This is a genomic window from Natrinema halophilum, from assembly GCF_013402815.2.
Taxonomy (GTDB): Archaea; Halobacteriota; Halobacteria; order Halobacteriales; family Natrialbaceae; genus Natrinema; species Natrinema halophilum.
In genome coordinates, this window is sequence record NZ_CP058601.1 from 344590 (window position 1) to 370176 (window position 25587).

General features: G+C 61.5%; 22 protein-coding genes. 6 read left to right on the plus strand and 16 right to left on the minus strand.

Annotation, left to right across the window (positions count from 1 at the left end; all coding sequences use genetic code 11):
- Positions 1 to 294: 294 nt before the first annotated feature.
- From HYG82_RS22425 to HYG82_RS22455, 7 genes are all read right to left on the minus strand, one after another.
- Positions 295 to 624 (minus strand): hypothetical protein, encoded by a 330-nt coding sequence (locus tag HYG82_RS22425; RefSeq protein ID WP_179259370.1) that lies wholly within the window; start codon positions 622 to 624, stop codon positions 295 to 297.
- A 240-nt stretch (positions 625 to 864) separates the two neighbouring features.
- Entirely contained in the window at positions 865 to 1890 is a 1026-nt protein-coding gene (locus HYG82_RS22430) for a HEAT repeat domain-containing protein (protein WP_179259371.1), read from the minus strand.
- Positions 1891 to 1994: 104 nt separating this feature from the next.
- Positions 1995 to 4019 (minus strand): SpoVR family protein, encoded by a 2025-nt coding sequence (locus tag HYG82_RS22435; RefSeq protein WP_179259372.1) that lies wholly within the window; start codon positions 4017 to 4019, stop codon positions 1995 to 1997.
- The gene (locus HYG82_RS22440; protein WP_179259373.1) at positions 4006 to 5331 is read right to left on the minus strand and encodes a YeaH/YhbH family protein; all 1326 of its coding nucleotides are present in this window, start codon (positions 5329 to 5331) and stop codon (positions 4006 to 4008) included. The genes HYG82_RS22435 and HYG82_RS22440 overlap by 14 nt, the downstream gene beginning before the upstream one ends.
- Positions 5322 to 7607 (minus strand): PrkA family serine protein kinase, encoded by a 2286-nt coding sequence (locus HYG82_RS22445; RefSeq protein ID WP_179259374.1) that lies wholly within the window; start codon positions 7605 to 7607, stop codon positions 5322 to 5324. The genes HYG82_RS22440 and HYG82_RS22445 overlap by 10 nt, the downstream gene beginning before the upstream one ends.
- Position 7608: 1 nt before the next feature.
- Positions 7609 to 9681, minus strand: coding sequence for a PrkA family serine protein kinase (locus HYG82_RS22450; protein WP_179259375.1), 2073 nt, complete (start codon positions 9679 to 9681; stop codon positions 7609 to 7611).
- On the minus strand, positions 9678 to 9902 hold the full coding sequence (locus tag HYG82_RS22455; protein ID WP_235217794.1) for a hypothetical protein: 225 nt from the start codon (positions 9900 to 9902) through the stop codon (positions 9678 to 9680). The genes HYG82_RS22450 and HYG82_RS22455 overlap by 4 nt, the downstream gene beginning before the upstream one ends.
- Positions 9903 to 10318: 416 nt before the next feature.
- Between HYG82_RS22455 and HYG82_RS22460 the strand changes: the two genes are divergently transcribed.
- The 3 genes from HYG82_RS22460 (at position 10319) to HYG82_RS22470 (ending at position 13388) form a co-directional block, all read left to right on the plus strand.
- The gene (locus HYG82_RS22460) at positions 10319 to 10753 is read left to right on the plus strand and encodes a DUF5820 family protein (RefSeq protein WP_179259376.1); all 435 of its coding nucleotides are present in this window, start codon (positions 10319 to 10321) and stop codon (positions 10751 to 10753) included.
- A gap of 83 nt (positions 10754 to 10836) precedes the next feature.
- Positions 10837 to 11283: a UPF0179 family protein gene (locus tag HYG82_RS22465; RefSeq protein WP_179259377.1), complete on the plus strand. Its 447-nt coding sequence runs from the start codon at positions 10837 to 10839 to the stop codon at positions 11281 to 11283.
- Between the two features lie 245 nt (positions 11284 to 11528).
- Positions 11529 to 13388 carry a sensor histidine kinase gene (locus HYG82_RS22470; RefSeq protein ID WP_179259378.1) on the plus strand — a complete coding sequence of 620 codons (1860 nt, stop codon included), beginning with the start codon at positions 11529 to 11531 and terminating at the stop codon, positions 13386 to 13388.
- Between the two features lie 42 nt (positions 13389 to 13430).
- Here the strand turns inward: HYG82_RS22470 and HYG82_RS22475 are convergent, their stop codons facing one another.
- Both HYG82_RS22475 and purL read right to left on the minus strand, forming a co-directional pair.
- On the minus strand, positions 13431 to 14021 hold the full coding sequence (locus HYG82_RS22475; RefSeq protein ID WP_179259379.1) for a response regulator: 591 nt from the start codon (positions 14019 to 14021) through the stop codon (positions 13431 to 13433).
- A gap of 177 nt (positions 14022 to 14198) precedes the next feature.
- Positions 14199 to 16457 (minus strand): phosphoribosylformylglycinamidine synthase subunit PurL, encoded by a 2259-nt coding sequence (purL, locus tag HYG82_RS22480; protein ID WP_179259380.1) that lies wholly within the window; start codon positions 16455 to 16457, stop codon positions 14199 to 14201.
- Positions 16458 to 16647: 190 nt separating this feature from the next.
- Between purL and HYG82_RS22485 the strand changes: the two genes are divergently transcribed.
- Together HYG82_RS22485 and HYG82_RS22490 are read left to right on the plus strand one after the other, a co-directional pair.
- Positions 16648 to 17331: a PHP domain-containing protein gene (locus HYG82_RS22485; RefSeq protein WP_179259381.1), complete on the plus strand. Its 684-nt coding sequence runs from the start codon at positions 16648 to 16650 to the stop codon at positions 17329 to 17331.
- A gap of 16 nt (positions 17332 to 17347) precedes the next feature.
- Positions 17348 to 18484, plus strand: coding sequence for an asparagine synthase C-terminal domain-containing protein (locus HYG82_RS22490; protein ID WP_179259382.1), 1137 nt, complete (start codon positions 17348 to 17350; stop codon positions 18482 to 18484).
- A gap of 16 nt (positions 18485 to 18500) precedes the next feature.
- On the opposite strand, the gene HYG82_RS22495 is transcribed toward HYG82_RS22490, so the two are convergent.
- The 7 genes from HYG82_RS22495 to HYG82_RS22525 all read right to left on the minus strand — a co-directional run bounded on the left by HYG82_RS22495 (position 18501) and on the right by HYG82_RS22525 (position 25207).
- Entirely contained in the window at positions 18501 to 18827 is a 327-nt protein-coding gene (locus HYG82_RS22495) for a cupin domain-containing protein (RefSeq protein ID WP_179259383.1), read from the minus strand.
- 113 nt (positions 18828 to 18940) lie between these two features.
- Positions 18941 to 19387 carry a hypothetical protein gene (locus tag HYG82_RS22500; protein WP_179259384.1) on the minus strand — a complete coding sequence of 149 codons (447 nt, stop codon included), beginning with the start codon at positions 19385 to 19387 and terminating at the stop codon, positions 18941 to 18943.
- A 238-nt stretch (positions 19388 to 19625) separates the two neighbouring features.
- A complete protein-coding gene (locus HYG82_RS22505) occupies positions 19626 to 20717 on the minus strand; it encodes an Mrp/NBP35 family ATP-binding protein (RefSeq protein WP_179259385.1) in 1092 nt (363 codons plus the stop codon).
- 141 nt (positions 20718 to 20858) lie between these two features.
- Complete coding sequence (locus HYG82_RS22510) at positions 20859 to 21167, minus strand: hypothetical protein (protein ID WP_179259386.1); 309 nt, start codon at positions 21165 to 21167, stop codon at positions 20859 to 20861.
- Positions 21164 to 22516, minus strand: a complete 1353-nt coding sequence (gene nrfD / locus HYG82_RS22515) for an NrfD/PsrC family molybdoenzyme membrane anchor subunit (protein ID WP_179259387.1) — start codon at positions 22514 to 22516, stop codon at positions 21164 to 21166. The genes HYG82_RS22510 and nrfD overlap by 4 nt, the downstream gene beginning before the upstream one ends.
- Positions 22513 to 24195 (minus strand): 4Fe-4S ferredoxin N-terminal domain-containing protein, encoded by a 1683-nt coding sequence (locus HYG82_RS22520; RefSeq protein ID WP_179259388.1) that lies wholly within the window; start codon positions 24193 to 24195, stop codon positions 22513 to 22515. Before HYG82_RS22520 ends, nrfD begins: the two co-directional genes overlap by 4 nt.
- Positions 24196 to 24532: 337 nt before the next feature.
- Positions 24533 to 25207: a helix-turn-helix domain-containing protein gene (locus HYG82_RS22525; RefSeq protein ID WP_179259389.1), complete on the minus strand. Its 675-nt coding sequence runs from the start codon at positions 25205 to 25207 to the stop codon at positions 24533 to 24535.
- 135 nt (positions 25208 to 25342) lie between these two features.
- On the opposite strand from HYG82_RS22525, the gene HYG82_RS22530 reads away from it, so the two are divergent.
- Entirely contained in the window at positions 25343 to 25570 is a 228-nt protein-coding gene (locus HYG82_RS22530) for a DUF2249 domain-containing protein (RefSeq protein WP_179259390.1), read from the plus strand.
- The last annotated feature ends 17 nt before the right edge of the window (positions 25571 to 25587 follow it).

Below are 25587 nucleotides of genomic sequence, written 5' to 3' on the forward strand. Positions count from 1 at the left end.
CAGTCGCCATCTCGATCTCACGCTGCCGGAGGCAATCGTCGTAGAACTCCACTGTAGCGTGCTCGACTCGTCCCAGTTGCTCCGGTCTGTCGTCCGGTATCGATCTCCTGTCGATCGTTGCAGGAGCACGATCCGCTCGTAGACAGATCGATACGAATCGTTCGTTGCCTACGTCCGTCGGAACGCCGACGAATCCTGTCTCAGTTATCGGCAACTTCAAGCACACCAGATACTAGACGCTGTCGAGCAACGCCCTCGTTCAGTTCGCGTTCTCGGGCGGCAATGAGATGCATGCTACTCGAACGTCACCGGCCCGTACACCAGATCTCTGCCGGGATCGGCTCGAGCATCGTCGGCGGCCGATCCGACGTGGGAGGGACAGTATCGTTCTCCTCGGCGTTCCGACCGTCCCGTATCGAGAACGACGAGATGAGTCGCATCCTCCGGACAGTAGGCGATCTCACAGTCACCAAGCGACCTCCCGTCGTCGGATACTTCACAGATCGTGTGACGGTCCGACACGTCGTCGGATACTTCACAGATCGTGTGACGGTCCGGTACGTCGTCGGTTGCGCGATTCGTGGTAGCTTCGCGCTCCGAGCGCTCGCGATCGTTCGTCTTCATTGGTCCTCGTCCTCGTGGAATAACTCGGACCAACCGGGTAAAGGTTGGTATTTGTTAACAACTAACACAATACCTGACGAGAGCGGGTCCTCGGTATCGGTCGATATACGACGCCCGTAACTGAGAGCGAGATCAGTTCAACCGCTGAGGTGGCGTCGACGAGCGGCAGGTGAGCGATATTTCGCCCGAATCCGTCGGCGGGCGGAGTCGTCGAGAACCGCCTGACTACGGGTGGAACCGTTAGGAAAGCTGTTCGAGAGCCCAGCCAGCGCGGTCGCGTACGATGGCGGACGGATCCTCGCGTTCGAGAGACGCGAGGCGAGTGGCGGCCGCGTCGACGCGACCGTGGCCGAGCGCGGCGCAGGCGTTCGCCCGGACGTGTGCGTGATCGTCCGTTAGCAAACCGAGCAACTGCGATCGAACGGGGTTAATTGCGGTCTGTCTCTCGGCGGCTACGCGGGCGAGCGTGACCGCGGCGGTGGCTCGCGTGTCCGGGTCCGCACACGAGAGTGCCACCGCTAGATCGTCACAGACTGATTCGACAGCGGCCGGATCTTGCGCGGCGACGTCGCCGAGACAGCCGATCGCATCGTACCGCAGCGGCGTTTCGTCGTGATCGACGAGGTCGACGGCGTGTTCGACGAACTCGAGGGACGGGACCGTTGTGCCCGATCGTGCCAGTCGGCTGAAAGCTCGCAGTACCGGCCGGCCGTTTTCGGTTGGGTTCGTCTTCAGCGCTTCTGTGAGGACGGATACCGCCTGAACGATCTCTTCCGGACGGCGCCTCGAGACGTGCGCCAGTATCCGGAGTCCGTGTCGGTCGTATCCGCGGCGTTGCTCGAGCACGCTAACGATGGCCGCCGTGTGATCGCCGACGACCGCGGGACGTTCCGCTGCGACGGCGGCGAGACAGCGAAGGAGTTCCCTCGCAACCGGTTGGTCGGCACGCTCGACCGCCACGGCCGCTATCGTCCCGGTCGACGGGGCGACGTCGGAGGGCGCTTCGACCGCAAGTTCGGCGAGACAGGTAGCAATCTCTTCGTGAAAGTCGACGTCCGTTCGCTCGAGCAGCGAACGAAGCTTGGGTACAGTTGGAACGCACGCGGCCGGCCGTTCGTGCTCTTCGATTACCGATCGTATTCGGCGGACCGCAGCGAGTTGTTCCGAAGGGTCTTGACCGTCGAGTTGCGCAAGGACTGATGGCAGGTCGAACTCGGCGGCCCCCCGGCCCCGGTATTCGACTGCCTCGCCCCCTTCCCCAATCATGTTGTCCCTGCATTAGGGATAGGCGGTAAAAGCATTCTGGCCGATCGATGCCGCGGAACCGGTCACGCGGGCAATTTGCGAGTAGAATGGTGAATCGAGTCAGGCTATGCGAGCCACTCGTCGGGTTTGGTGTCGTAGTCGACGTCGTCGGCAGCGAGGTGTTCGACCTCTTCCCACGGGATATCCTCGGTCGTGACCGTGTCGCCGTCGTACCGGATCAGTTTCCCTCGCTCTTCCGGTTCGGGTTCGCGGTTGCGGCGCTTTGCGACCTCGATGTCGTGTTCGTCGATCTCCTTGACGATCGTCAGCAGGTTCACCGGCCGACCCCAGAGCTCGAAGATACGTTTGAGCGTCTCTTTCGCCTGACCGAGATCGAGCATGACGCCGTTGTACTGGTGGCCAAGCAGCAATTCGTTCGCGTTGTTGTAATTGCCGTCGTAGACCGCGATCGTCGGCTTGCCGAAGTTCGTAAATTGCAGGAGGAGTTTCTTCTTGACGTCCTCGGCCGCGTCGCTCGCGACGTGGAACTGGCCCGTCGCCTGTGAGTGTTCGTACGTGAAGTAGTTGTTCTCCGTAATGAACTCCTGCGTCAGGAACTCGTCCAAGAACGTGACGTCGTTGTGGCTCTCCCGAACGTCGAACATCCGATCCCAGCCGGCCGCGAAGTCGACGTCCTCGAGCGCTTCCTCGACCGACGAATATCGGGCGTCGTCGAAGAGGTATCGACCGATTCGCTCGAGTTCGTTCTGGGAAACCCGGCCGAGGAAGCCGCGGTTCTGTCGTTTGACCAGCGAATAGTGGCGCCGAGCCAGCCCCTCGTACGTCAGCACTTTCCAGGGGTACGTTTCGACGTCGATCTCGCCGGTTCTCGCTCGTTCGAGCGCCTCGCGATCGACCCATTCGTCGGGCACCTCCGCGAGCGAATCGAGCGTTTCCGGGGTGATGGTCTCGATCGCCGACGGCGGCTGGAGCGTCTCGAGGACGTCGTCGAAGTCGACGACTTCGGTGAGGTTCCGCCAGGAGATGCCCTCGACGCGCAGCAGGTGCTCGATGACCTCCTGGCGATTCGTCGTGTTCTCGACGTACTCCCAGAGTTCCATCCCCAGGCTATAGGGGTTGAGTCCCCCGGAGGCGAGGACCTTCGCCATGTGGTCGGCGTAGTTCAGAAACTCGTCGTCGCCGGCGAAGACTTCGTCGGTCATCATCGCTGACTCCCAGTAGGCGGCCCAGCCTTCGTTCATCACCTTCGTCATCTTCTGGGCGGCGAAGTAGTAGGCCTCGGCGCGCATCATGTCGAGGATATCCCGCTGCCACTCCTCCATTTCGACGCCTCGCCCGGCCTCGTCGTCGTACTGCTTGCCGTGCTCGCGGACGAACGACAGCACGTCCTTCTGTGGCGCTTCGGGGAAACTCACCGCACCCTCTTCGCCCTCGAGTTTCTCGACCCACTCCTCGGTGAAGACTTCGCCTTTGATCTCGTCGGAGAGGTCGAGTTCGTCGAGTTTCTCCGCAAGGTCTTCGTCTATCTTCTCGCCGGCGGGCCCGTCGATGTCGAGACGCCGGCTGAACACCTGGTGCTGGTCGATGTTGTCCTCGAGCGAGAGGCAATGGTCGATCCACTTTTCGACCTCGGCGCGCTCGATGTCGGGATCGGACATGTACTCGTCGATGGCTCGGGCGTGGCGCTCGAGCATGGCGGCTGCGTTGACCTGATCTTCGTCGGCGCGGCCGCTCGTGAACATGCCGAACCAGTCGTTGTTCGCGAAGAAATCCGAGTGAGCCTCGACGTGGGTGATGACCGCCTTCTGGTCGGCGACCGTGTTCGACTCCTGAAGGAACGCGTGCGCTGGATTGTCGTTGTTGACGATTTCGAAGGCCTTCCCGCCGCTGTACTGGCCCTGTTTTTGCTGACGGTCGTACTGCATCCCCCATCTCCAGTGGGGATATCGCGACTGGAACCCGCCGTACGCGATGAGTTCGTTCATCTCGTCGTAGTCGATGATCCAGTACTTCACCGGGTACGGTTCGAGGCCGAGCTTCGTCGCGAGGTTTCGGGCCTCCGCGACCGGTTCCTCGAGGTCTGCCGCGATCGCCTGTTTGCGGAATCTATCGGAATTACTCACTGTCATCACTCTCCGTCGAGAGAATGTCGTATATCGCGTCGGTCACGTCCGACTCGCCGTTTACGTACGCCACCGCGACGTCGTCGTCGTCGGGTCCGAAATGGCGCTCGAGTTCCTCGGCGTGGGTCGCGTTGATCGCGTTGCCGCTGGGCTGGGTCTCCACGTAAGCGTGGAGGTTGGCTGGAATCTCCTCCATCAGCGGGATCACTCGCTCGCCGGTGTCGTTCGAGGAGTTCTCGGAGTCGCCCGCGGCAAAGACGTAGCGATTCCAGTCGCTCCAGGGGTATTCTTCGAGCAATTGGGCGGCGAGTTCGTAGGCGCTCGATATCTTGGTGCCGCCGCCGCTCCGGATGCCGAAGAACTCGTCGCGTTCGACCTCCCAGGCGTCCGCGTCGTGGGCGATGTAGATGAACTCGGCGTTGTCGTACTTGCCCTGGAGGTACCAGTCGAGCGGCGTGAACGTGCGCTCGACGAGTTCGCGCTTTTTCTCCCGCATCGAGCCGGAGACGTCGCGGATATTGACGACGACGACGTTCTTTTCTTTTTCCTCGATGATCTCGGGGTGGCGGTAGCGTTCGTCCTCGCGGCGGAAGGGGACGTGGTCGATCCCTTCCCGGCGGATCTTCTGCTGGACATCCTCGCGCTCGACGTTCTCCTCGACCTCCTCGATCGAGGTCCACGTGCCGCGCTCCTCGTCGGGAACGGCTTTGTACGCTTCTTCGATCCAGGCCATCGATACCGGGAGGTTCTCACCGCGTGCCCACTCGAAGACGTCCCGCGGTTCGATCCCCTCGACCTTGCACAGTTCCCGCAGGAACTCCTCGTCGAAGTCCATCGCGAGCTTGCGCTTGAGCCCCTCTTTGAACATGCGCTCGAAGTCGAGCGTGCTGTTGGGGCCGGTTCGAGTGAGGTCCGTGAACGGCCCCTCCTTCTCCTCGACGACTTTCTTTCCCTTCGGGTCGAGGTCGAGCCCGAGTTCCTCGTCGAGTTCTTCGGCGAACTCCTCGGGGTCCATCTCGTAATATTCGTGATCGCCGCCTTCCTCGCCGGGCTCACCCTCCTCGCCGTCCTCGCCCGGCTGCGGCTGGGGCTGGCCGACCGGCTGTCCGGTATCGGGCGTTCCGTCTTCGCCCTGTCCGACCCCGCCCTTATCGCGCTGGTCGTACTCGAACTCCGGCAGCGAGACGATCTTCACCGGAATCTTGATTTCCCCCGGTCGGCTCTGCCCGAGGTCGCCGTACTGGATGAAGTCGGCCAGATCCTCGCGGCGCTCTTCACCGACTTCGCGGAATCGATCGAGGTCGTCTCTCAGTCCCATCTGTAGCTCACCTGTCCCATGACGTGTCTGCTGGTCAGTTCGGCCGAGGCCTCCGTGTAACCGAACAGGGAGACCATCGTTTCGATCGTGTCTTCTTTGACCGCCGCCGTTTCGGTCCCGCTCGGCGGATCGTCCCACTGACGCGGGTCGAAGTCCTCGAACGTCCGTTCGACGTCGTCCCAGTCGTGGCTCTCGAGTACCGTCTTGATCACCGGGATGGCGGTGAGGTCGACGTCCTCGACCGAGAAGTCCTCGTTGCGGTGTTCCCACGCGTGGCGGTTCAGCGACGTGATGACCTTCTCACGCCGGAAGTTCCGGACGCTTTCGCGGGGGAGGTTCCCCTCGTATTCGTCCTCGGAGAACCGTCCGAGGTGCTCGATTTCGAACAGCTTCATCTTCAGCGGATCGGGCTCGACGCGCTCGCCGCGGTCGTTGTGCAGCGGTTCGTCGGTTTCCCAGGCGTAGACGTGTTCGACGTACTCGGCGACGGTCTCCTCGTCGACGCGTTTATCGTGCATGATCGCCTCGATGACGTCGCTCTCTTGCTGATCGTAGATGTAGTTCTTCACCGGAACGACGCGATTCTCGAACTCGGAGCGTTCGTTCGTCGAGAAGACCGGCGCGTCGGCGAGCCCCTCGACCATCGCATTGAGTACGTCTCGGGGCATGACGACGTCTTCGACCGACAGATCCGTGTGATGGCGGTCCCGATCGGACTGAAGCAGTTCCGCCAGGGTGTCTCGGGTGTACGTTACCGGAACGCCGTGATCGCCGTCATTTCCGTCGTCATCGAAGTCGAATTCGTCTTTCTCTCGTCGAGTATCGCCCTCCTGGAGGTAGCCCTGGTCGTAGATGAGGGCCTTGTCGACGAGGTCGAGCCCGTTCGGTAGGTCCTCTTCGTCCAGTCGCGTGACGACCGCGTACAGCGCCGCCGATTCGATCGCGTGCGGGGCGAACTCTTGAACCCGCGTTTCGCCGTCGCGATCCTTGACTGTAACCGTCACCGGCTCGCGAATTCGCTCGGCGAGTTCGTCGTAGCTTCCGGCCTCCCAGACCTCCGTCTCGTTCGTCAGTTCGCGTCGGATCAGCTCCGTCTCGAGCGAGAGGTTCGTCAGGTATCCGAACCGGTGTTTGTCCAGCCGGCGCTTGAGCGCCTTCAGCGGGTCCATTCCGTTCCGGTCGGCGTGCTGGTTAAGCTGGGCCTCGAGGTCGGGATTCGAGATGATCAGCATCTGCGTGTCGACGTCCATCCCGATGCCCTTGTCCAGCTTCACCGACTGTTCGTCGGGGACGTTCAGCAGCTTCTGGAGGAGGTCGGCGTGCTGAGCGGCGTCCTCGACGATAGTGAGGACGCCGTTGCCCTGCGAGAGGACGCCGTCGTAGCTAAACGCCTGCGGGTTCTTTCGCCCGCGCGAGTCGAGTTCCTGGAGCATGCCGTGCATCCAGGAGCCGACGAGTCGTTCCTTGGGTCGTCCGTCGTCCTCAGAGTGGAGGACGCCGACGCCCTGACCGACGTCAACGACGTAATTCTTCACGCGGAGGTGGTTTTCGTCGGTAATCGCCGAGAACAGCGCCTCCTCGCCTTCTCGGCGGTAGCGCTCCTCGAGGAAGTCGTATGCTTCCCGGGAGAACGGATCGAGTTGTGCGTCGACCTGAACGGGAACGTGGTCGTCGAGACCGTCGTTTAACTGGGCGAGCAAGTCCTCGCGAACCTCCTGAGGGAACACCGACAGGGGATGGGCCTGAACCGGGCTCTCGTACCAATTCTGGTCGTCGGCCGCCGTCGCATCCCCGCCGTAGCTTAGCCCCCGCTCGCTGGCTTCCGCGGTCGTGACGTTCCACTCGACGGTGTACCGGCGCCCGTCCGCTGTTTTTGAGTACTCGCGCAGCCCGTTGACCAGACAGCGCTTGAGCTCGGATTTACCGGTCGCTGTCGGACCCTCGAACCAGATTATCTTCTCGTCTTTCGCCCGCCCCGCGGCGATCGATCGCAGGTCGTCGACGAACCCGTTTAGCACCTCGGTGTTGCCGAGGATCGCGTGCTCGCCGTCGTTGTGTGGATCGTCGAAGAACCGGTACCGCTCTTTCTCTTCGCCCTCCTCGACCACGGTTCGGGTGCCGGCGGCCTCGATTGCCTCGAGCAGGTACTTCGAGGCGTGGGAGGCGATCGACGGGTTCGCGAAGATCCGATCGACGTACGCCGCGAGGCTCATCGGTTCCTCGTAGGTCTCCTCGAGCGCGCGGTCCGCCTCGGTGACGTAGTCGTGTCCGGTCATGTTAGTCTTCCATTTCGGCCTTGGCGACCTCAGCGCCGGCGAATTCGAGCACCTCCTTTGCGCCTTCCTCGGAGTAACCCTGTTCGATCAGCGCGTCGATCCACGCCGAGCGTTCGTCGTCGTCGAACTCGTTTGCCGACACCAGCGCGGAGAAGTTGATGTTGTGTTTCTTGTCCTCCCAGAGTTTGCGCTCTAAGGCGCGACGCAGGCGCTCGTTGTCCTGCGGGTTGAATGCTTCCCCTTCGCGAGCGCGCCGGGAGACCCAGTTCGAGACCTCCTGTCGGAAGTCCTCCTTGCGATCCTCCGGGATGTCGAGTTTCTCCTCGACCGATCGGAGGAAGGTCTCGTCGGGTTCTTGCTCGCGACCGGTAAGCTGGTCCTCGATGGTGTCGTCGTCGATGTAGGCCATCACGTGGTCCATGTACTTCTCGCCCTGGCGCTGAATCTCGTCGATGTCGTACGCCAGCGCGTGACGGACGTCCTCGATGGCGCGTTCTTTGTACTCCTCGCGGACCGTTTCGAGGTAGCGGTAGTACTGCTCGAAGTTCTCCTCGGGGATCGAACCGTGGTGCTCGAGGTTTTCCTCGAAGAAGTTAAACACCGTCAGCGGAGAGAGGAATCCGCGCTGTCGGTGTTTCGAGTCCATGATCGCCTCTGCGATCTCGTCGCCGATGAACCGCGGTGAAACGCCGACCATGCCTTCCCCGATTTCGGCTTTCGCGGCGGCTTCGTCGCGAAGCTTCTTGACGTCGATATCGTCGCCCTCGTCGATCTCGCCGTTGTAGGCTTTGGCCTTCGAGAGCAACCCCACGGTCTCGGTGTCGGGTTCCTCGATACGAGTGAGGACGCCGAAGAGCCCCGCCATCTCGAGGGTGTGAGGTTCGACGTTGATGTCGGGGACATCGGCGTTGGAGAGCATCTTGTTGTAGATCTGGGCCTCGTCCTCGTAGGAGAGGACGTAGGGGAAGTCGATCCGTTTGGTGCGATCGTTGAACGCCTCCATCTTTTCGTCGCCCTTCTTGTCCTTGTACTCGGGCATGTTGGTGCGGCCAACGATCACCTGGTCGATGTCGATCCGCGGGTTGTTCTTCGGTTTGATCGTCTGTTCCTGGGTCGCGTGGAGGAAGTCATAGAGGAACTCACGCTGGAGTTTGAGGAGTTCCTCGCCGGAGAAGATGCCGCGGTTTGCGTTACAGAACGCCCCCGAGTAGTCGAACGCGCGCGGATCGCTTTCGCCGTAGATGGCGATCTTCGAGTAGTTGACGTCGCCGGTGAGTTCGGTTTCGTCCTGGTTTTTCTTGTCCTTGGGTTCGAAGGTTTCCAGTCCCTGGCGCTTGTTCTCGTCGGCGACGAATCGGACGATCTCGACGTGGTTTTCGAGGACTTGCTGGAGATCGTCGTCGTAGTACGCAAGTAGCCTGTCCATGTAGAATTCGCTTTCAGGATCCAGCGACTGTTCGTTCTGGATCGTATACGGCGCGTCTAAGTTCTCGTTGAGATCGTCGATCACCCGCTGGCGCTGCTCCAGTGGGAGGAGCACGAGCGGATCCTGGTTCATCGGAGAGCGGACGGTGTCGTCGGCCGGGTCCTGGTCCTGGATGACGTCACAGAGGTTGATCCACTCGAACGTGTACATTCGACCCTCGTCTCGCAGCGTGTAATCCTCGAAGTATCTGCGGACTTGCTTGTCGAAGTGGGACTTGCCGGAGCCGACCGGGCCGAGCAGGAGTTTGATCCGCCGTTCGGGCCCCAGCCGCCTTGCTCCCGATTTTACCTTGTTGACGAATTCGTGGATCGACTGATGGATCACCTTCCCGTAGAAAGTGTTTTCGCCGTCACCGAGCGGATCCTCGCTTGCGAGTTGGTACTCGACCATCCCTTCGGTCTCGTCGTAGGTGGTGCCGTAGTAATCGAACATGTCCGCGACGCGCTGGTGGGCGTTGCGAGCCACCTTCGGATCCTCGTACACTTCTTCTAAGTACCAGTCGAAGGACTTTGTTTCCCGCAAGTCTGCGGGCATCGATTCCTTGTAATCCGTACTGAGCTGCTCGAGTGTCTCGATGTCACCGGTCATGGTATCACTGCCAGTTTCGGGTTCCCCCGTCTACGGTCGTCCGTGATCATACGGAACGCGGAAGCGGACGTCGTTCGACCGACCGAGCCGTCTCGTGGCCGAACCGTCGGAATCCGTCGCCTCGCGTCACCCGTTGGAAACGCGTCGTGGTCGTCCGGCTCCGCGAGCGGGCACCCGGGGAGCATGACCCTGTTGTGGGCGGCGTCTATCTGCTGTGTCATGTGTCATCTATCACCACTGTCCGTTGTGCGACAACCGTTTGGTGTCTTATACAACGGTGCGCCGGGGACGAGCGCGGAGTGGATCGGTCCGGCAAACGGATACCGATAGTATTTAATGAGTGAGTAATCCAGCCACTTAACCTTAGCCCCAAAAGGTATTTATCAGAATTTCATTTCATGCCGTACTTGTTAGAATAATATTGTGGTTGTAGGTATCACATCACACATTCGGAGGAAGGCGGCTTAAGTCGACGGCCTGCAATGCCTACGTCGGCTCGCGCGCGCTGTTCAATCGCTCGCGCGACGGAGGCGAGGTGAGGCGATTCGTGCTCCGTGCCGATCGGTCAGCTCGACACCCAATCTCCTCGAACGGCTACGACGACGATGCTATAGGCCCGCCGGTCGTACCGGCAGCTATGTCGGACTCGGATACCGAAGAACGCGAAGATGACTCGAGTGTGCCGGACGGGTGGGACATCTGGAGTCGTGGTGAGGACGGACGCCTCGTTCTCGCGTACCGGCCGGACGTGTTCAACGCCGAGGCGTTTCCCGCACCCTGTTTACCGACCCTGTATCTCACACACGGCAAACGGACCCGGCGTCCTGGGATCAATCCGGCCGACACCGCCGATTCGTCGGATTGGTTCGTTACGCTCTATCTCGAACCTGACGTGTCGCTGAACGAAACGCGTCGATTCCCGACTCGAGCGGCCGCGTTCGAGCAGACGATCGAACTCGCTCGACGGTTCGACGCCGGCGAAATCGACTGCCGCGCGCTGTACCAGGTACCACGAGATGCGTATCTCGAGCGCCTCGACGAGTTGACCGGTGCTGACACAACCGAGTGCTAACTCGGTTTCGTGGCCGATCCGTTACGGGTCCCGAAAGCCACTCGAGACGTGACGTTTAACCGCCGGTGGCGACTACTGTAGCTATGTCGACCGTTACGCTCATCGGCTCTCGGCTTGCCGAACCGGGAACCGAATTCGTCTACGAGGGCGAAGCAGACGGCTGTACCGGCTGCCCCTACCGCAGCCAGTGTCTCAATTTGTCGACCGGGACGAAATACCGCGTTACGTCCGTCCGAGAAAACGCCCAGACGCTCGAGTGTGCTATGCACGACCGGGGCGTCCGAGCCGTCGAGGTCGAACCCGCGTCCGTGCGTGCGAACATCTCGTCGAAGGGTGCCTACGCCGGGAGCAAAACGAGTCTCCCCGGTCCCTGCCCGTACATCGAGTGTCCGAGCCACGAGTACTGCGAGCCCGACGGCGTCGAGTTCGGCGAGGAATATCGCATCACGGACATCGTCGGCGACCCGCCACACGAAATCTGCCATCTCGACCGGTCCCTCGAACTCGTCGAACTCGAGAGCGACGAATGAGCGTTCGCGAACCGCTGTCGCCTCCTCGAATCGATCGGACCTTCATCTCTCGAATCCACTCCTGATTTGAGCCGAAACGGCGGTTGTTCACTCACAAACAGTTGCTTTTCGGCCACGACACTGAAATAGGGCTTTCACAAACTATCGCTCGAGTGGCTGTCGATGATGACACCGGCTCCGGGCAGTGATCGGCTCGAACACAGGGGGGGACTGGGCCCACGTTCGGTCAGGGGTACTACGTAGTGATGACGCGCTCGCTTCCCATCGTCGACCGCGTGACCGACGCCTTCTTCGCACTGGATACGAGCTTTCGGTTCACGTACCTCAACGAACGCGCCGAAACGCTGCTCAAACGCGATCGCGGTGAGCTGATCGGTCGCGTTATGTGGGACGAATTCCCACAGACCGTCGAGACCCAGTTTCCCGACGGATTCCACCGCGCGATGGACTCGCAGGTTCCGGTCTCGTTCGAGATCTATCACACCTCTCTAGAAACGTGGTTCGAGGCGAAAGCATACCCCTCCAGTACCGGCCTTTCGGTGTACATGCGCGACGTTTCCGAGCGGCGAGCCCAGGAGACGACGCTCGCCCAGCACGCCGCGGTCGTCGAGGCGATTCGCGACGCCGTCATCACACTCGATCGCAACCGCGAAATCGTCTCCATCAATGGAGCAACCGAGTCGATTATCGGCGGGACGCAGTCGACACTCGTTGGCGAACATATCGAGACGCTGACCGAGCAAGCAGGCATCGCCGACGAACACGCCGTCGAGATCGGACGAGCGATCACCGACGTCGACGTCGGCAACGCCGACCGCCGGCAACTCGAGTTGCCCTACACCGGGCCGGACGGCACCGACCGTATGGGCGAGTTTCGATTCGTTCCGATCGAGGACACCGTCGCGACGGTCGCCGCCGTCATCCGGGACGTTACTGACCAGCACGAATACGACCGCGTCGTCACGTCGCTCCACGAGGTTACCCGATGGCTCCTCGAATCCGACGATCCCGAAGAGATCTGTGCGATCGCCGTCCACGCCGGCAGCGATCTACTCGATCTACCGATCAGCGGCGTCTGGCTGCTCGAGGAGGAACACGGCTATCTCGAACCGGTCGCCGGTACCGCTGGTGCACACGACCGGTTCGGTGGACTCCCTCGATTTAATCCCCGCGAAGGCCTCGTCTGGGACGTCTTCGAAGCCGGTACCGTCGAACTGTTCGACGATCTTCAGTCCGTCGATGGGCTGTACAACCCGGACACGCCGCTTCGGTCGGAGATCATCGCGCCGATCGGCACCCACGGCGTCCTCATGACCGGGGCACTCGAGCCACACAGTTTCGACGAGACGGACGTCGACCTCATCTCGACTCTAGTCGAGAACACCCGCGCTGCGCTCGAACGTGCCGACAACGAGAGGGTGCTTCGAGATCGAACAGCCGAACTCGAGCGCCAGACCGAGCGGCTCGAAGCCGTCGCGGAAGTCCTTTCGTCCGACCTCCAACGCCAGCTCTCGGCCGTTGCAAACGCACTCGAGAACGAACAAGTCGGCGAGTGGGAATTCCCACTCGCGGAGGATACCGTCGAGACGACTCTCGATCGGGCCGAACAACTCGTCGACGACATCCGAGAGTTCGCCCGGAACGCGACGGCCGTCGGTACTCGCAGCCGACTCCGTCTCGAGTCGGCTATCGAAGATGCCGTCCACGAATCACGTCTCACCGAGGACGCGATCGTCGTCGACGCGTCAGCGACGCTCCGAGCAGATCCCGATCGGTTTATCCACCTCCTCGAGACGGCCTTCGACAGCGCCGTCGCACGCGCAACCGACGAGGTTACGATCCAGATCGGTCTGGTCGGATTCGAAAACGGCGTCGGTCGTGGTATTTTCGTTCTCGACGACGCGGAAGAAATACCGCCAAACGCACACGATCAGGTGCTCGATCCGACCGCCGATGACAACACGGCTATCGATGGTCTCGGACTCGCGATCGTCCGAGCGATCGCCGAAGCCCACGATTGGGAGTGTACCGTCACCAACGGGACGAACGGCGGAACGCGGATCGAGATTCGGAATATAACGACGCTCGAGCGACGCCTCGAGTAGAACAGAATAGACGCCGGTCGTACATCGCGACGGGGTGGCGTGCTACCACTCGTTGAGCACGGATTCACGTGCTATATCTTGGCAGAGTTGTCGGTATCCCTCTTGTTCCAGTAGTTCTTGCATCGTATCGTTGACCTGGACGCGGAGAACGGCCATTCGATCCTTGAGTTCGGCGTACTCTTGACTGGATTGTCGTTCGGCTTCCGTCTTCTGATCGTCGAGTAACGCTTTCTTCGAGGCGAGCGCAAAGAATTCCTGAAGTTGCTCGTCGTACGTCGAGCGGAGCGTCAACTGTTCGATTATGGTGATCAATTCGGTCTTCGAGACGGGTTTGACGAGATAATCGTCGAACCCCATCTGGATGATGTCGAAGTCGGGTTCGACTGCCGTCACCATCGCAACTCGACAGTCGAGCGACCGTTTCCGAATCGTGTCGAGGACCGTATCCCCTGAGAGACCCGGCATCCGCCGGTCCAGCAAGACGACGTCGATCTCTTCCCCGATGGCGTCGAGCGCTTCGTTTCCGTCGTAGACCGTCTCGACGGCACACTCGCCTTTGAGCCAGGCTGCATAGAGGTTCGCGAGGTCGGGCTCGTCTTCGACGATCAGAACGGACGGGGTGTCGGTGGTCATCGAACTCCCTCTTGGTATACCGGTTCGTTGGACGAATAGTTCCCGATGTATATCAATATTCCGCACACTCTGTCGAAGAAACTGGTTCGCGGCGATCATCTGCAATCGATTCCGCCACAGTCGTCGATATCCCGGTATTCGTTTGGACCACCACCATTCCGATCCGTCAGTTTCGAGTCACTCGAGCCCGCGTTCGATCGTCGCACGCAACTCGCGTATTTCGCTCGCATCGGTCGCGAGCATCCGATCCCCGATGTCGATCGTAAGCATCCCGTCGTCGGTTCCCGTACCGAGTTCGACGACCGGTGCGACCCCGTCGAACGCTTCGCGCACGGCTTCGACCGACCTGGTCTGGATCAGCGCGCGACCCGGTTGTTCGTGAAATAGCGCCCCTGTCGGGTCGTCGCCCGGAATCGTCACCTCGAGACCAGCCTCGGCCGTGATCATTTCGGCAAGTGAGACGGCCAGTCCGCCGTGGCTGACGTCGTGGACGGCCAGCGTCGTATCGTCGTCCGCAACCGCTGCAAGCGTCTGGATCACGGTGGCGGGGTCTGTCGGAAGTCGCGGGAACCGATCGCTCCCGTCGAACTGGGCCAGATACTCGGCGCCACCGAGCCGAGGGGAACCGGTTTCGAGGCCCACGTCACCGACGAGCACCAGATCGCCCTCCGAGGCGGCCGACAGCGGCGGTGCGTCGTACCCTGACTTGGAACCGACCATGGCCAGCGTCGGCGTCGGCGGTATCGGTCCTGCGACGGAGTCGTTGTATAGTGAGACGTTCCCGCCGACGACCGGCGTCGAAAGCGTCTCGCACATCTCCGCGAGACCCTGGACGATCCCGGTAAATCCGTCGTATACGTCTGGTTTCTCCGGGTTCCCACCGTTGAGACAGTCGACCGCAGCCAGCGGCGTCGCGCCCTTGGCCGCGATGTTCGTCGCGTTTTCGAGTGCGATTGCGCGGGCGCCATCGCGGGGAGCGGCGTCGGTCCAGTTCGGCGCAGCGCCGGAAGATATCGCGAGTCCCGTTCCGATCTTGCGGTCGTCCTCGGTCGACGTTTCCGCGCACCGTGGCTCCGCGCTTGCTTCCGCGGACCGTAGCTCCGCGCTTGCTTCCGCGGACCGTAGCCCCGCGCTTGCTTCTCGGATCGCAACGATCGCCGCGTCGTCGCCCGGCCCCACGCTCGTTCGGACGCCGACCTCGTGGTCGTACTGGCGGTAGACCCACCGCTTCGAGGCGGTGTTCGGACTCGAAACGACGGCCTCGAAAGCGTCCTCGAGGTCGACGTCGGGCAGGTCGGTCGCTGGCGGTTCGGAGCTTTCGGTCGGGAGATCGTTCATCGGTGCGCCCTCTCCCAGGAAGTACGCGTCGACGTCGACGACCGTCTCTCCCTCGAAGGTACAGACGTAGTTGCCGTCGGTGACCTCGCCGATGACCGAACAGCCGAGGTCGAACCGGTCTGCGATCTCGCGCACGCAGTCGACGTTCTCCGGCTTGACTTCGTAACACATCCGCTCCTGGGATTCGGCCAGCAGAATTTCGAGCGCCGACATGTTCGGCTCGCGCTGGTGGACGCGCTCGAGTTCGATACGCGCGCCGAGATCTGCCTTGGCGACCATCTCGCTCGAGGCACCCCCGAGGCCAGCGGCACCGAGGTCTCGAGCGGACTCGACCAGGCCCCCGTCGACGAGCGCTTCGTTGGCTTCGATCAGCAGCTTTTCGGCGTAGGGATCTCCGACCTGGACGGCGGGTCTGTCTTCGGTTTCGGCATCCTCTGCGAGGTCCTCGCTGGCAAAACTCGCGCCACCGAGTCCGTCTCGGCCGGTTGCGTTGCCGACGAGAACGAGTTTGTTGCCGGGCTCCTGGGCCTCGGCGGTGACGAGTCGTTCCTCGTTCGTGAGGCCGACGCAGGCGACGTTGACCAGCGGATTCCCTTCGTAATCGGGGTGGAAGTCGACGCTACCGGCGACCGTCGGGACGCCGATGCAGTTGCCGTAGTGGCTGATTCCCTCTACGACGCCCTCGAAGAGGTACTTCGAGTGCTCGCGGTCGAACTCGCCGAAGTACAGCGAGTCAGCGAGCGCGATGGGGTAGGCGCCCATCGAGAGCGTGTCCCGAACGATGCCGCCGACGCCGGTCGCCGCGCCGTCGAACGGGTCCACGTACGAGGGGTGATTGTGGCTTTCGATCCCCATCGTGATGTACTGGCGCTTCCCGTCACCGTCGTCGGCTCCAGGCAGTGCGACGACCGCGGCGTCGTCACCAGGTCCGACGACGACCTGCTCGCCCTCGCTGTCGAACGCCGAAAGCAGCGGACGAGAGGAGCGGTATGCACAATGTTCGCTCCAGAGATTCTCGAATAGTGCCGCCTCCGCCTGCGTCGGCTCCCGCCCCAGCTCGGAAACGACGAGTTCGCGGTCCGAATCGGCAAGACTCATTCATCTAAATGATGAAAGCCGGCCGATAAAGGGGTTTCCATGTTCACGTTCGTGCATTGACCGACGAACTGTCGTTTACCGGGTCCGGTCCACTGATGAGCGATCGAAGGCCGAATCGGCGGAGCAGCGCGACCGCGACTCGGACGCGAGGATCGAGCCGTTTTTCATCAGGCCGTCTAAACGTACGCACGTGCTGTCGGTCGAACTTCACACGCACTCGTCGCTGTCCTACGACGGCCGCGATCCGGTCGAACTCATTCTCGAGCAGGCCGAAGCCGTCGGTCTCGACGCGATCGCAATTACGGACCACGACGAAATCGATGCGAGTCTCGAGGCCGTCGAGCGCGCTCCCGACTACGGGTTGATCGGCATTCCGGGAATGGAGATCTCGAGCAAGGCGGGCCACGTGCTTGGTTTGGGCCTCGAACAGGCCGTCCAACCCGGGCTCTCGTTCGAATCGACGCTCGAGGCGATCCGCGAGCAGGACGGACTGGCGGTGATCCCGCACCCGTTTCAGGAAGCGCGCCACGGCGTCATGGCTCGCATCTCGCGGGACGAACTCGCGGCCGGTGACGCGATTGAAGTCTACAACTCGCGTCTGTTTACGGGCCGCGCGAATCGGCAGGCCGAGCGCTACGCCAAATCACGAAACCTGCCGATGACCGCCGGCAGCGACGCACACATAAGCGAAATGGTCGGCCAGGCGATCACGCGCGTCGACGCCGACGAGCGTACGGCCGACGCGATTCTCGAGGCAATCGCGGACGGACGGACGACCGTCGAAGGGAAACGAACCCCGTGGCGGATCAGCGTACGGCAGTTCGCCGGCGGCGTCACGCGACGACTGACTCACGTGCTCAAATTGTTCAGATGATGGGAATTCGACTACGATGACCGAGTCGATGCTTCGGGGTGCCGAGCCGACGACCATTCGTGACGCGCTCGAGCACGACGACCCGCTGCCGGGGACGTTCGGATTTGGCGGTGAACTCGACGACCACCTCGTTCGGGACGTACTCGGACGCGTGCCACTGTTCGTCGACGAACGCGTCGATACGAACGCCCCCCACCCGACGTGGGCGTTCGAGCCGACTGCCCTCGAAAAACCGCGGCTCTTCCCTCCCGGCGCGGTCGCGCCGGTCGACGAACCCAGTACCGGACAGCAACTCCGCTGGACCATCCCCGACCCGGAACCCGAGTCGGACCAGGACGTCGCTCTCGAGGCGCTCGAGGACGCAATTCTGACCGCTGTCGAAGCCATCCGACGCGACGATCGGTCGGTCGCCGTCGCATTCTCCGGCGGCGTCGATTCGGCGCTGATCGCCGAACTCCTGGACGCGCCGCTGTACGTCGTCGGCTTTCCCGACAGTCACGACGTAGCGGCCGCACGCACGGCCGCCAACGCGATGGACCGCGACCTGACGGTCGTCGACCTCGAGCCGGCCGATCTAGAGCGCGCTGTGCCCGAGGTTGCGCGGGCAATCGGCCGCACGAACGCGATGGACCTCCAGATCGCACTTCCGCTGTATCTCGTCGGCGAACGGGTCGCCGGTGACGGATTCGACGCACTCGCCGTTGGGCAGGGTGCAGACGAACTGTTCGGCGGCTACGAGAAGGTCGTCCGACTCGACCACCGGGTCGACGCCGAGACGGTCCGGGGAGCGGTCCGCGAACAGATCCGGAGTCTGCCCGATCAACTTCCGCGAGACGTTCTTGCGGTCGAAGCGACGGGCCTCGAGCCGGTTGCGCCGCTCCTTCACGACGCTGTCGTCGAGACAGCCCTGTGTCTGCCGGACTCCCTGCTGGCGGACGACGACGAGCGAAAACGAGGCCTCAGACGAATTGCGGCCCGCCATCTCCCGGACGATGTCGCTCGGCGGGACAAGAAGGCGGCCCAGTACGGCAGTCTCGTCGCTCGCGAACTCGATCGACTCGCTCGTCAGGCCGGCTACAAGCGCCGGATTGACGATCACGTCACGAAGTACGTCGAATCGCTACTCGAGGATTCGACCCGTCGCTCCCCCTGAGATCTCGCAGTTCCGTTCAGCCAGGCAGCGGACAGAGGCTCGCGGTGAAGATGACCGTTTCGTCGGTCTCGTTGTGCGCGCCGTGGTCGATTCCTCGCTCGTGGGGGACGACGCCGGGTGCGTCGATCCGCTCGCGTTCGTCGTCCCGAATTACGGTTATCGACCCCTCGAGGACGTGAAAGACGTTCGTGCTGTCCGCATGTTCGTGGGGCTCGAGTTCCGCACCCGGTCCCAGGGCGAAGGCTTTCACGAGGACGTCGTCGGTAACCACGAGTTCCGTGGTCTCGATTTCGTCGTCGCCCGGCTCGAGTTCGTCGATTGCATCGGCGTATCTGTCGAGCATGTGGCTCAGTTCGACCGCAGTCACAAAAACGGCAGGGGAACGGGAAACGTGCTATCGTATGTTCACTCTCGGGCGAGTCCTCCGACCGGCGGTCGTCCTTCGGACAGTGCTCGTTAGTCGAGTGTGACGTGCTGACAGTTGCCTTCCAGACGAACGGTCGGCGGCTCGTCCGGCCCGCCTTCGATCCAGACCTCGATCCCTTCCCAGTTCCCGTCGGAACACTGGTTATTCGAACCGGTGAATTCTGGCCACGAACGCTGGAACTGGTACCCATCGACAGCGACGACGACGTCACGTGGGGTAGCTGATTCGGGAAACGTCGCGTCCTCGTGGGCTTCGTTGTCGTCGGAAAGGGCATAACTGCGTTCGAAGACGACCGTTCCGTCTTTCGCTTCGACTGTAACCGTCACATCGCGGACTGCGTCTCGGTTGCCGAGGTAGACACTCACCGTGTGTGCGGGTTTCCCTGTTGCACTTGCGTAACTACACCCAGCAAGCCCGCCGATTCCGCTGGCCGCGATCATCCCGAGAATCGTGCGTCTGGAGGGACCGCCTGTCATGTGTACCAACTATCAATCCAACGAGAAGAATCTTCTGATGGACGGGGCGGCGTGACGACGATCCATGTGAGGCACGCATGGAGGGTACCCCCAATTTTTGGCAGTGGGATTGCATTCGGTCCCAGCCGAAGCATAGTCGGTGATTCGGATTTCACCGGACCAGAACACGTCTGAGATGGCGGTGTCGGGTGTCGATAGCGACGGCCGCAACTGGGGACAGATTCCCACAGCCGATCGATCAGTCTTTCGTCTCGGTTGGAAGCTTGTTCGCCGGTTCGTGTTCGACGTTGTCGGCAACCGTTCGGCGGTTGGTTTCGCCGATCCGATCGGCGATTTCTCCGACGACGTCCTCGAGGGAGCCCTGAACCTCGCTGTCGTCGTCCTTGATGAGTGCGCCTTCGCTGCCGTCGGCACCGAAGTCGGGGTGGATCGGAATCCGACCCAGCAGCGGCACGTCGTATTTGTCGACGATCGTGTCCGCACCGCCGGTTCCGAACAGGCCGTGTTGGTCGCCACAGGACGGACAGATAAAGGAACTCATGTTCTCGACGACGCCGAGTACCGGCGTGTCGTGCTTGTTGAACATCTGGATTCCTTTTCGGGTGTCGTCCAGCGCCATCTCCTGGGGCGTCGTGACGACGACCGACCCGGTCACGGGCATCGACTGCAAGAGATTTAGCGTCGCGTCCCCGGTCCCCGGCGGCAGGTCGATGATGAGATAGTCCAGCCGACCCCACTCGACGCCCTCGAGGAATTTCATCATGAACTTGTTGACCATCGGCCCGCGCAGAATGGCGGGGTCGTCTTCGTCTTCCATCATCATGCCCATGCTGATGATGCGGACGCCGTCCGAACGGGGCGGGACGATCTCCTCGTTGGGCGTGACACCGGGATCGCTTTCGGGGGGGAGGATCTGCGGAACATTCGGCCCGTGGATGTCGGCGTCGAGCAGGCCGACCATCGCACCTCGTTTCTCGAGCCCGGATGCGAGATTCGCCGCGACAGTCGTTTTGCCGACTCCTCCTTTGCCAGAGGCGACGGCGATGACGTTTCGAACGCGCGGGAGTACCTCGTCGTCGAACCCGTGTTCCTCCCCGACGTGAGCCCGCAGGTCCGCCTCGAGGCCGGCGTCTTCGATCACGTCCCGGATGCGGTTGCCCAGTTCGAGTTCGGAGGGCGCGTAGGGAGCGTTGAAGGCGAGCGAAATCCGGGCCGTTTCGTCGTCTATCGTGACGTCGTTGACTAGCCCGAGCGAGACGATATCCTCGCCGATATCCGGATCTACGACCTCCTCGAGTTTAATTTCGAGTTCGTGTTCTGTGATACTCATGGTGGCTGTATGCTAGCCGTACGAAGAGCGTGGAACGGGATACGTGTGATGGTTCGGAACTCGAACGACGCGGCTCACGGATCGGCGAGCGCGCAAAAGAACGTCGACATCGGGGTGGTTGTCGGAAGCGAAACGGTGCAGTTACGGTGGGCCGACGTTGGTGAACGGTTCCGGCGCGCCGCCGTAGAAGACGATACCGATGAGAACGGTCAGAATAAACATTCCGACCCACATCGACGTCGTCAGTCCGACGAGATAGCTCACGCCGAGGAGCCCGGACTTCGTGTCGCGGGGTTCACCGAGGAACCAGGCCGCGAGCATGATGTAGACCGGGACCAGGATCACCGCGAAGATGATGTAGGTCCCTTCGTTGGCGAAGCCGGTGAAGCCTTTCGTGCCGTCGTAGCCGTGGTACAGGAGTGTGGACAGGATCGTTTGCGTTGTGCTCATGCTTCCACCTCGGGTTCGGTCGGTTCGGTGCCGTGTTCGTGGTCACCACGCAGGTGTTCGATGGCGTGGAGTTCGACCACGGGAACTAGCTTCGCGAGGTTGAGGAATAAAAGTGCCACCAGCGCTGTCGTCCCGACGAGGGAGAGCCACTCGATCGCGCTCGGGAAGTAGGTCCCGGGCGTCGCCGCGTAGATGTCGAACGTGGGGTGCAAGAACCCCTCGACGACGAAGAGAATTTTCTCGGTGAGCGTCCCACAGAGAATAATAGCGCTCGCGATGAGCGCTCGCTTTTTACTGAACAGGGCCGGTCGGATTCCCTGCAAGAAGATGTAGACGAGCGTGCCGAAGATCATCGCCATCGCGACTCGGTAGACCGGATGGGCGATCTTCGCCTCGACCGCGACCGATTGGTTGGTCGGACCGAGGAAGACGCCGTTGATAACCTGCTGAAGCTGGAACCAGAGGAACAAGAGGGTGAAGAACCCGAGCCACAGGAGCAGTCCTCGGAAGATGTCGTCGGTGATGATGTGGTCCCAGTCGTAGGCTCGGCGGAACGCGTAGGCGATGATCGTTATGCCACTGATCGCCGACATCAGTGCGATACTGAGGAACGTCGGTCCCTGGATCGCGCCGGTCCAACCGGGCATCGCCGGAAGGAGTGCAAACAGCCACGGGATCACACCGCCGTGGAGCAAGAGCGGGGCCATGATAATGACTGCGGCGGCGAGCCACCAGACCATCCGATCGATGACCGCGTCTTCTTTCTCCGTGTAACCGATGGTCAGTATCTTGTAGATCGGTTCGAACTTGTCCGGAAGATCGTCTCGCAACCGATTGACGTCGTAGCGAAGAGTCAGGCCGAGGTACGTCGCCGACAGCACGAAGTAGGCCGTGATGACGGTCACGTCCCACACGAGCGGCGAGTTGTTGACCGTAATGTGGTAGTGGCCGATGACGCTCGTCACCATCCGGTCCGGCCGACCCATGTGGACCAGAATGTAGAAACCGGCGGCTGAGAGGCCGCCGATCGTCGTCATCTCCGCGAGCCGAGCGACTGGCATATACCGGTCCATGCCCAGTAGTCGGACTGCGGCTGAAAGGATGATGCCGCCGTGAGCAACGCCGACCCACCAGATGAACGCGCCGATGTACAGACCCCACGTAGAGCCGCCACCGGAGCCCCAGTCACCGAGCCCGGTGACGATCAGCCCCTTCTGGAGCTGGTAGGCCCACGCGACGAGAAAGGCCACGAGACCCAGGGCCGCGATGCCGTACACCGCTATGAATTTTTTCGAGAACGTGCCGATGGGACGCAGGATGTCCTCCTCGGACGGCGTCTTCGTGCTCATAGCGACACCCCGTCAACCTTGCCGACGGTTTCGTCGTCGAGGTACTCCTGTCGCTTGTCGAGGAGACCGACATCCTCGTACTTCGTCGGACCGGAGACCTGTTTTGCTTCCGGTCCGGGCTGTTGGCCGAGGTACGTGACGTTCGGGTTCGTCCCAACGTCCTCGAGCAACTGGAACGAACTCGGATCGCCCGCGTACTGTTTCAGTCGGAACTGCGCCTGTTCTTTGCTTCCGTCGCCGAGTTGCAGTTCGTCGCGGGCCTCCTCGCTATCGAGATCGACGTACTGCTGGAACGCCTCGACGGAGGCGATCACGTCTTGTTCGGCAGCCAGAATGCTGTTGTTCTCCTCGTCGCCCGGCTTTTTGCCCTCGCTGACGATTTCGACCGCTTTCATGACCGCAAGCACGTTTTCGTCGAACGTCGAGTTCTCGTTGAGATCGTCGATCTTCTGGATCGCGGTCTCGAGGTCATCGCCCTGGCTGAGCGTCTCGTTGATCTGGTCGGCCGACGGGGCGGATCGACCGCTTTCGAGCGTGCTCGTATTGTTCGTCAGGTGAACGACCACGCGACTCTTGCTCGGGTGCTCGCGGTGCTGGTACGGATCGCTTTTCTCGTCTTTGACGTTGCCGAACTGGATAGCGTCCGGCGGACATGCGTCCTCGCACGCGGTCGTTCCGATTTTCTCCTCGCCCATGGCTCCGTCCTGTCGGGACGGGCACATGACGCACTTGCTCATCGCGCCGCGGGGGGCTCGAGCGTCGACCCACCGCTCATTTTGGCCGTGGTCGTATTCGGCCAGGGTCATGTCTTCCCCGCCCTCGATTTCGCTGTAGTCCGTGTCGGGCTCGTCCCACTGGAAGTAGTTGACGCCGTACGGACAGGCGACCTGACAGTACCGACAGCCGATACAGACGTCGTAGTCGGTTAGCACCAGGCCGTCCTTGTCGCGGGTGTGACGGGCCGTCGTCGGGCACACTTTTTCACAGGGGGCGTCCGTGCAGTGCTGGCACGGTCGGACGAGCATGTTGAACTCGCTTCCCATGTTGAAGTCGGAGTACGAGCCGGATTTTCCAAGACCTTCCCCGCCTTCTGGAGAGTGATTGTTTTCGTCTTCCCACGCCATGACGTACATCCAGTTGACACCCATATCGAGTGCGTTCTCCTCCGTACAGGCCGTCATACAGGAGAGACAACCGTCACAGCGCTCGAGGTCGATCGTCATTCCCCACTGCGTGTCGCTTTTCTCTTTGGTCTCCGTCCCGCCGTGGCCGCCTTCGCCGGCGACGCTTTCTTTGAGGTCGCCAGCTTTGCCACCGAACGCACCCATACCGACGGCCGCTGCGCCGACTCCCATCTTCTTCATCGTCTCGCGGCGGGTCTCGTCGCCGTCACCGTCGAACGCGTCGAGCATCTTCGAGAACGTGCCCTTCGCCTCCTCCTGGGCGGCTTCGTACGCCTCCGCGGTCGGGCGCTGGTCCTCGCCGAACTCGTCCATCACGTCCTCGTGATACCGTTCGTGGAATTCGGCCTCGGAGAGTTCGCCTTTGGTGACCCGCATCGCGTCTTCGGCCATCTCCATACCGAGCTTGCTGTCGTACTCGGTATCGTCGAGCATCGACTCGAGTTCGTCTTCCCACTCGTTGCCGAGCGGATGGAATGATTCGTCGTCCGTGCTCATTAGATCAGAACACCTCTGTATATGACTCTGGTGTCATGCCGGAGGTACTCGACGGCATGCACTTGAAATCGTTCATTTGTTGATCCTCATTCCCCGTCTCACAACCGAGCTCGGATGAAGTATAGAGCCGATTTCCAGCACCTGAGAATGGACGCGATCATGTTCGGTCATTTAAGTTGGCACCGGCCGTCGATACCCCTCGCGGTCGTTTCGCACATTAATATTACGACAATATTCGTCTGAATAATACGCCAATTGAGATCTCTCATACGCCCGTCGAGACCTCTCGCAGAGAAACGGCGACACGTACAGTCGGGTTAGAACGAAGGGACTGGCGTCACGAACTTGCGATTTGCTTCCCAAGTGGTTCTTCGCCGCCGACGTTCGGCAGCTCCTCGACGTACCGCTTGATCACCGCTTCTTCGGCACGATGGAGCGTCTCGCTACAGGTCGATTTGGCGATGTCGAGGTTGCCGGCCAGTTCCGTTAGCGAACAGCACCGCGGCGTATCGTAGTAACCTGCGTCGACGGCAGCGGCGATCACCTCGAGTTGACGCTCGGAGAGTAACTGGCTCTCGTGGAGGCGCTCGCGAACGTGATCGATCTGATACGTGAGACCGAACTGTTCGAGTTGATCGGCGAGTTCGGAGAGCCGCTTTCTGGAGCCGGTGACCTCTATCGTCGCCTCGCCGTCTTGAATTTCTACAGGCAGTTCGATCGGCATTCCTGACTCTCGAGAGGAGAACATCAAGAGCGGAGCGGTGGTTTCGAAGTGAACCGTGGCCTCGTTATCGCTCCACTGGGCGAGTGAGAGTTCGGTGATCTGCGGGTGATCGTCCATGTCCTCGACTACGTTGGGAACCGTCGGCCCGGCGATTCGGACGAGGGCGAATCCTGTGTCGGACCCGGGAACGGCCGCCAGAACCCGAAACGTCGATTCTGGATAGTCCGTCGATATCTGCTGAATCCAGACCGCCTCGGGCATCGTGAGAGTGAGGGTCGCTTGAGCCATACGAACGTGTTCCGAATAGACCTATATGCTGGTGACTACGAATATGTTCGGCAAATTCCAACGCTGTGGGAAGACGGTCGACCGCGAACACGTTCGGACGAACTCCCAATCCCCTCTGGATCAAACGACAGAGCGATGGAATCCAGATCACCAGAACGAACGCTCGACGTCCGCGACATAGACGGTCCACCGTTCGACGATATCGTGACCGCACTCGGAGCACTCGAGAGGGGCCAGCGACTGCGGTTGATAGCCCCCTTCGAACCGAAACCGCTCTACGAGGAGCTCGCCGACCGTGGATTCGCGTACGAGAGCGAGCACGGCGAGGGCGGCGTCTGGCACGTTCGTATCGAACATGAGTAGCCACCTCGAACGACCGT

Excerpts from the sequence above, each read along its gene's own strand:
- HYG82_RS22425 (WP_179259370.1), bottom strand. The coding sequence starts at position 624 with ATGAAGACGAACGATCGCGAGCGCTCGGAGCGCGAAGCTACCACGAAT.
- HYG82_RS22430 (WP_179259371.1), bottom strand. The coding sequence starts at position 1,890 with ATGATTGGGGAAGGGGGCGAGGCAGTCGAATACCGGGGCCGGGGGGCC.
- HYG82_RS22435 (WP_179259372.1), bottom strand. The coding sequence starts at position 4,019 with ATGACAGTGAGTAATTCCGATAGATTCCGCAAACAGGCGATCGCGGCA.
- HYG82_RS22440 (WP_179259373.1), bottom strand. The coding sequence starts at position 5,331 with ATGGGACTGAGAGACGACCTCGATCGATTCCGCGAAGTCGGTGAAGAG.
- HYG82_RS22445 (WP_179259374.1), bottom strand. The coding sequence starts at position 7,607 with ATGACCGGACACGACTACGTCACCGAGGCGGACCGCGCGCTCGAGGAG.
- HYG82_RS22450 (WP_179259375.1), bottom strand. The coding sequence starts at position 9,681 with ATGACCGGTGACATCGAGACACTCGAGCAGCTCAGTACGGATTACAAG.
- HYG82_RS22455 (WP_235217794.1), bottom strand. The coding sequence starts at position 9,902 with ATGACACAGCAGATAGACGCCGCCCACAACAGGGTCATGCTCCCCGGG.
- HYG82_RS22460 (WP_179259376.1), top strand. The coding sequence starts at position 10,319 with ATGTCGGACTCGGATACCGAAGAACGCGAAGATGACTCGAGTGTGCCG.
- HYG82_RS22465 (WP_179259377.1), top strand. The coding sequence starts at position 10,837 with ATGTCGACCGTTACGCTCATCGGCTCTCGGCTTGCCGAACCGGGAACC.
- HYG82_RS22470 (WP_179259378.1), top strand. The coding sequence starts at position 11,529 with ATGACGCGCTCGCTTCCCATCGTCGACCGCGTGACCGACGCCTTCTTC.
- HYG82_RS22475 (WP_179259379.1), bottom strand. The coding sequence starts at position 14,021 with ATGACCACCGACACCCCGTCCGTTCTGATCGTCGAAGACGAGCCCGAC.
- purL (WP_179259380.1), bottom strand. The coding sequence starts at position 16,457 with ATGAGTCTTGCCGATTCGGACCGCGAACTCGTCGTTTCCGAGCTGGGG.
- HYG82_RS22490 (WP_179259382.1), top strand. The coding sequence starts at position 17,348 with ATGACCGAGTCGATGCTTCGGGGTGCCGAGCCGACGACCATTCGTGAC.
- HYG82_RS22495 (WP_179259383.1), bottom strand. The coding sequence starts at position 18,827 with ATGCTCGACAGATACGCCGATGCAATCGACGAACTCGAGCCGGGCGAC.
- HYG82_RS22500 (WP_179259384.1), bottom strand. The coding sequence starts at position 19,387 with ATGACAGGCGGTCCCTCCAGACGCACGATTCTCGGGATGATCGCGGCC.
- HYG82_RS22505 (WP_179259385.1), bottom strand. The coding sequence starts at position 20,717 with ATGAGTATCACAGAACACGAACTCGAAATTAAACTCGAGGAGGTCGTA.
- HYG82_RS22510 (WP_179259386.1), bottom strand. The coding sequence starts at position 21,167 with ATGAGCACAACGCAAACGATCCTGTCCACACTCCTGTACCACGGCTAC.
- nrfD (WP_179259387.1), bottom strand. The coding sequence starts at position 22,516 with ATGAGCACGAAGACGCCGTCCGAGGAGGACATCCTGCGTCCCATCGGC.
- HYG82_RS22520 (WP_179259388.1), bottom strand. The coding sequence starts at position 24,195 with ATGAGCACGGACGACGAATCATTCCATCCGCTCGGCAACGAGTGGGAA.
- HYG82_RS22525 (WP_179259389.1), bottom strand. The coding sequence starts at position 25,207 with ATGGCTCAAGCGACCCTCACTCTCACGATGCCCGAGGCGGTCTGGATT.
- HYG82_RS22530 (WP_179259390.1), top strand. The coding sequence starts at position 25,343 with ATGGAATCCAGATCACCAGAACGAACGCTCGACGTCCGCGACATAGAC.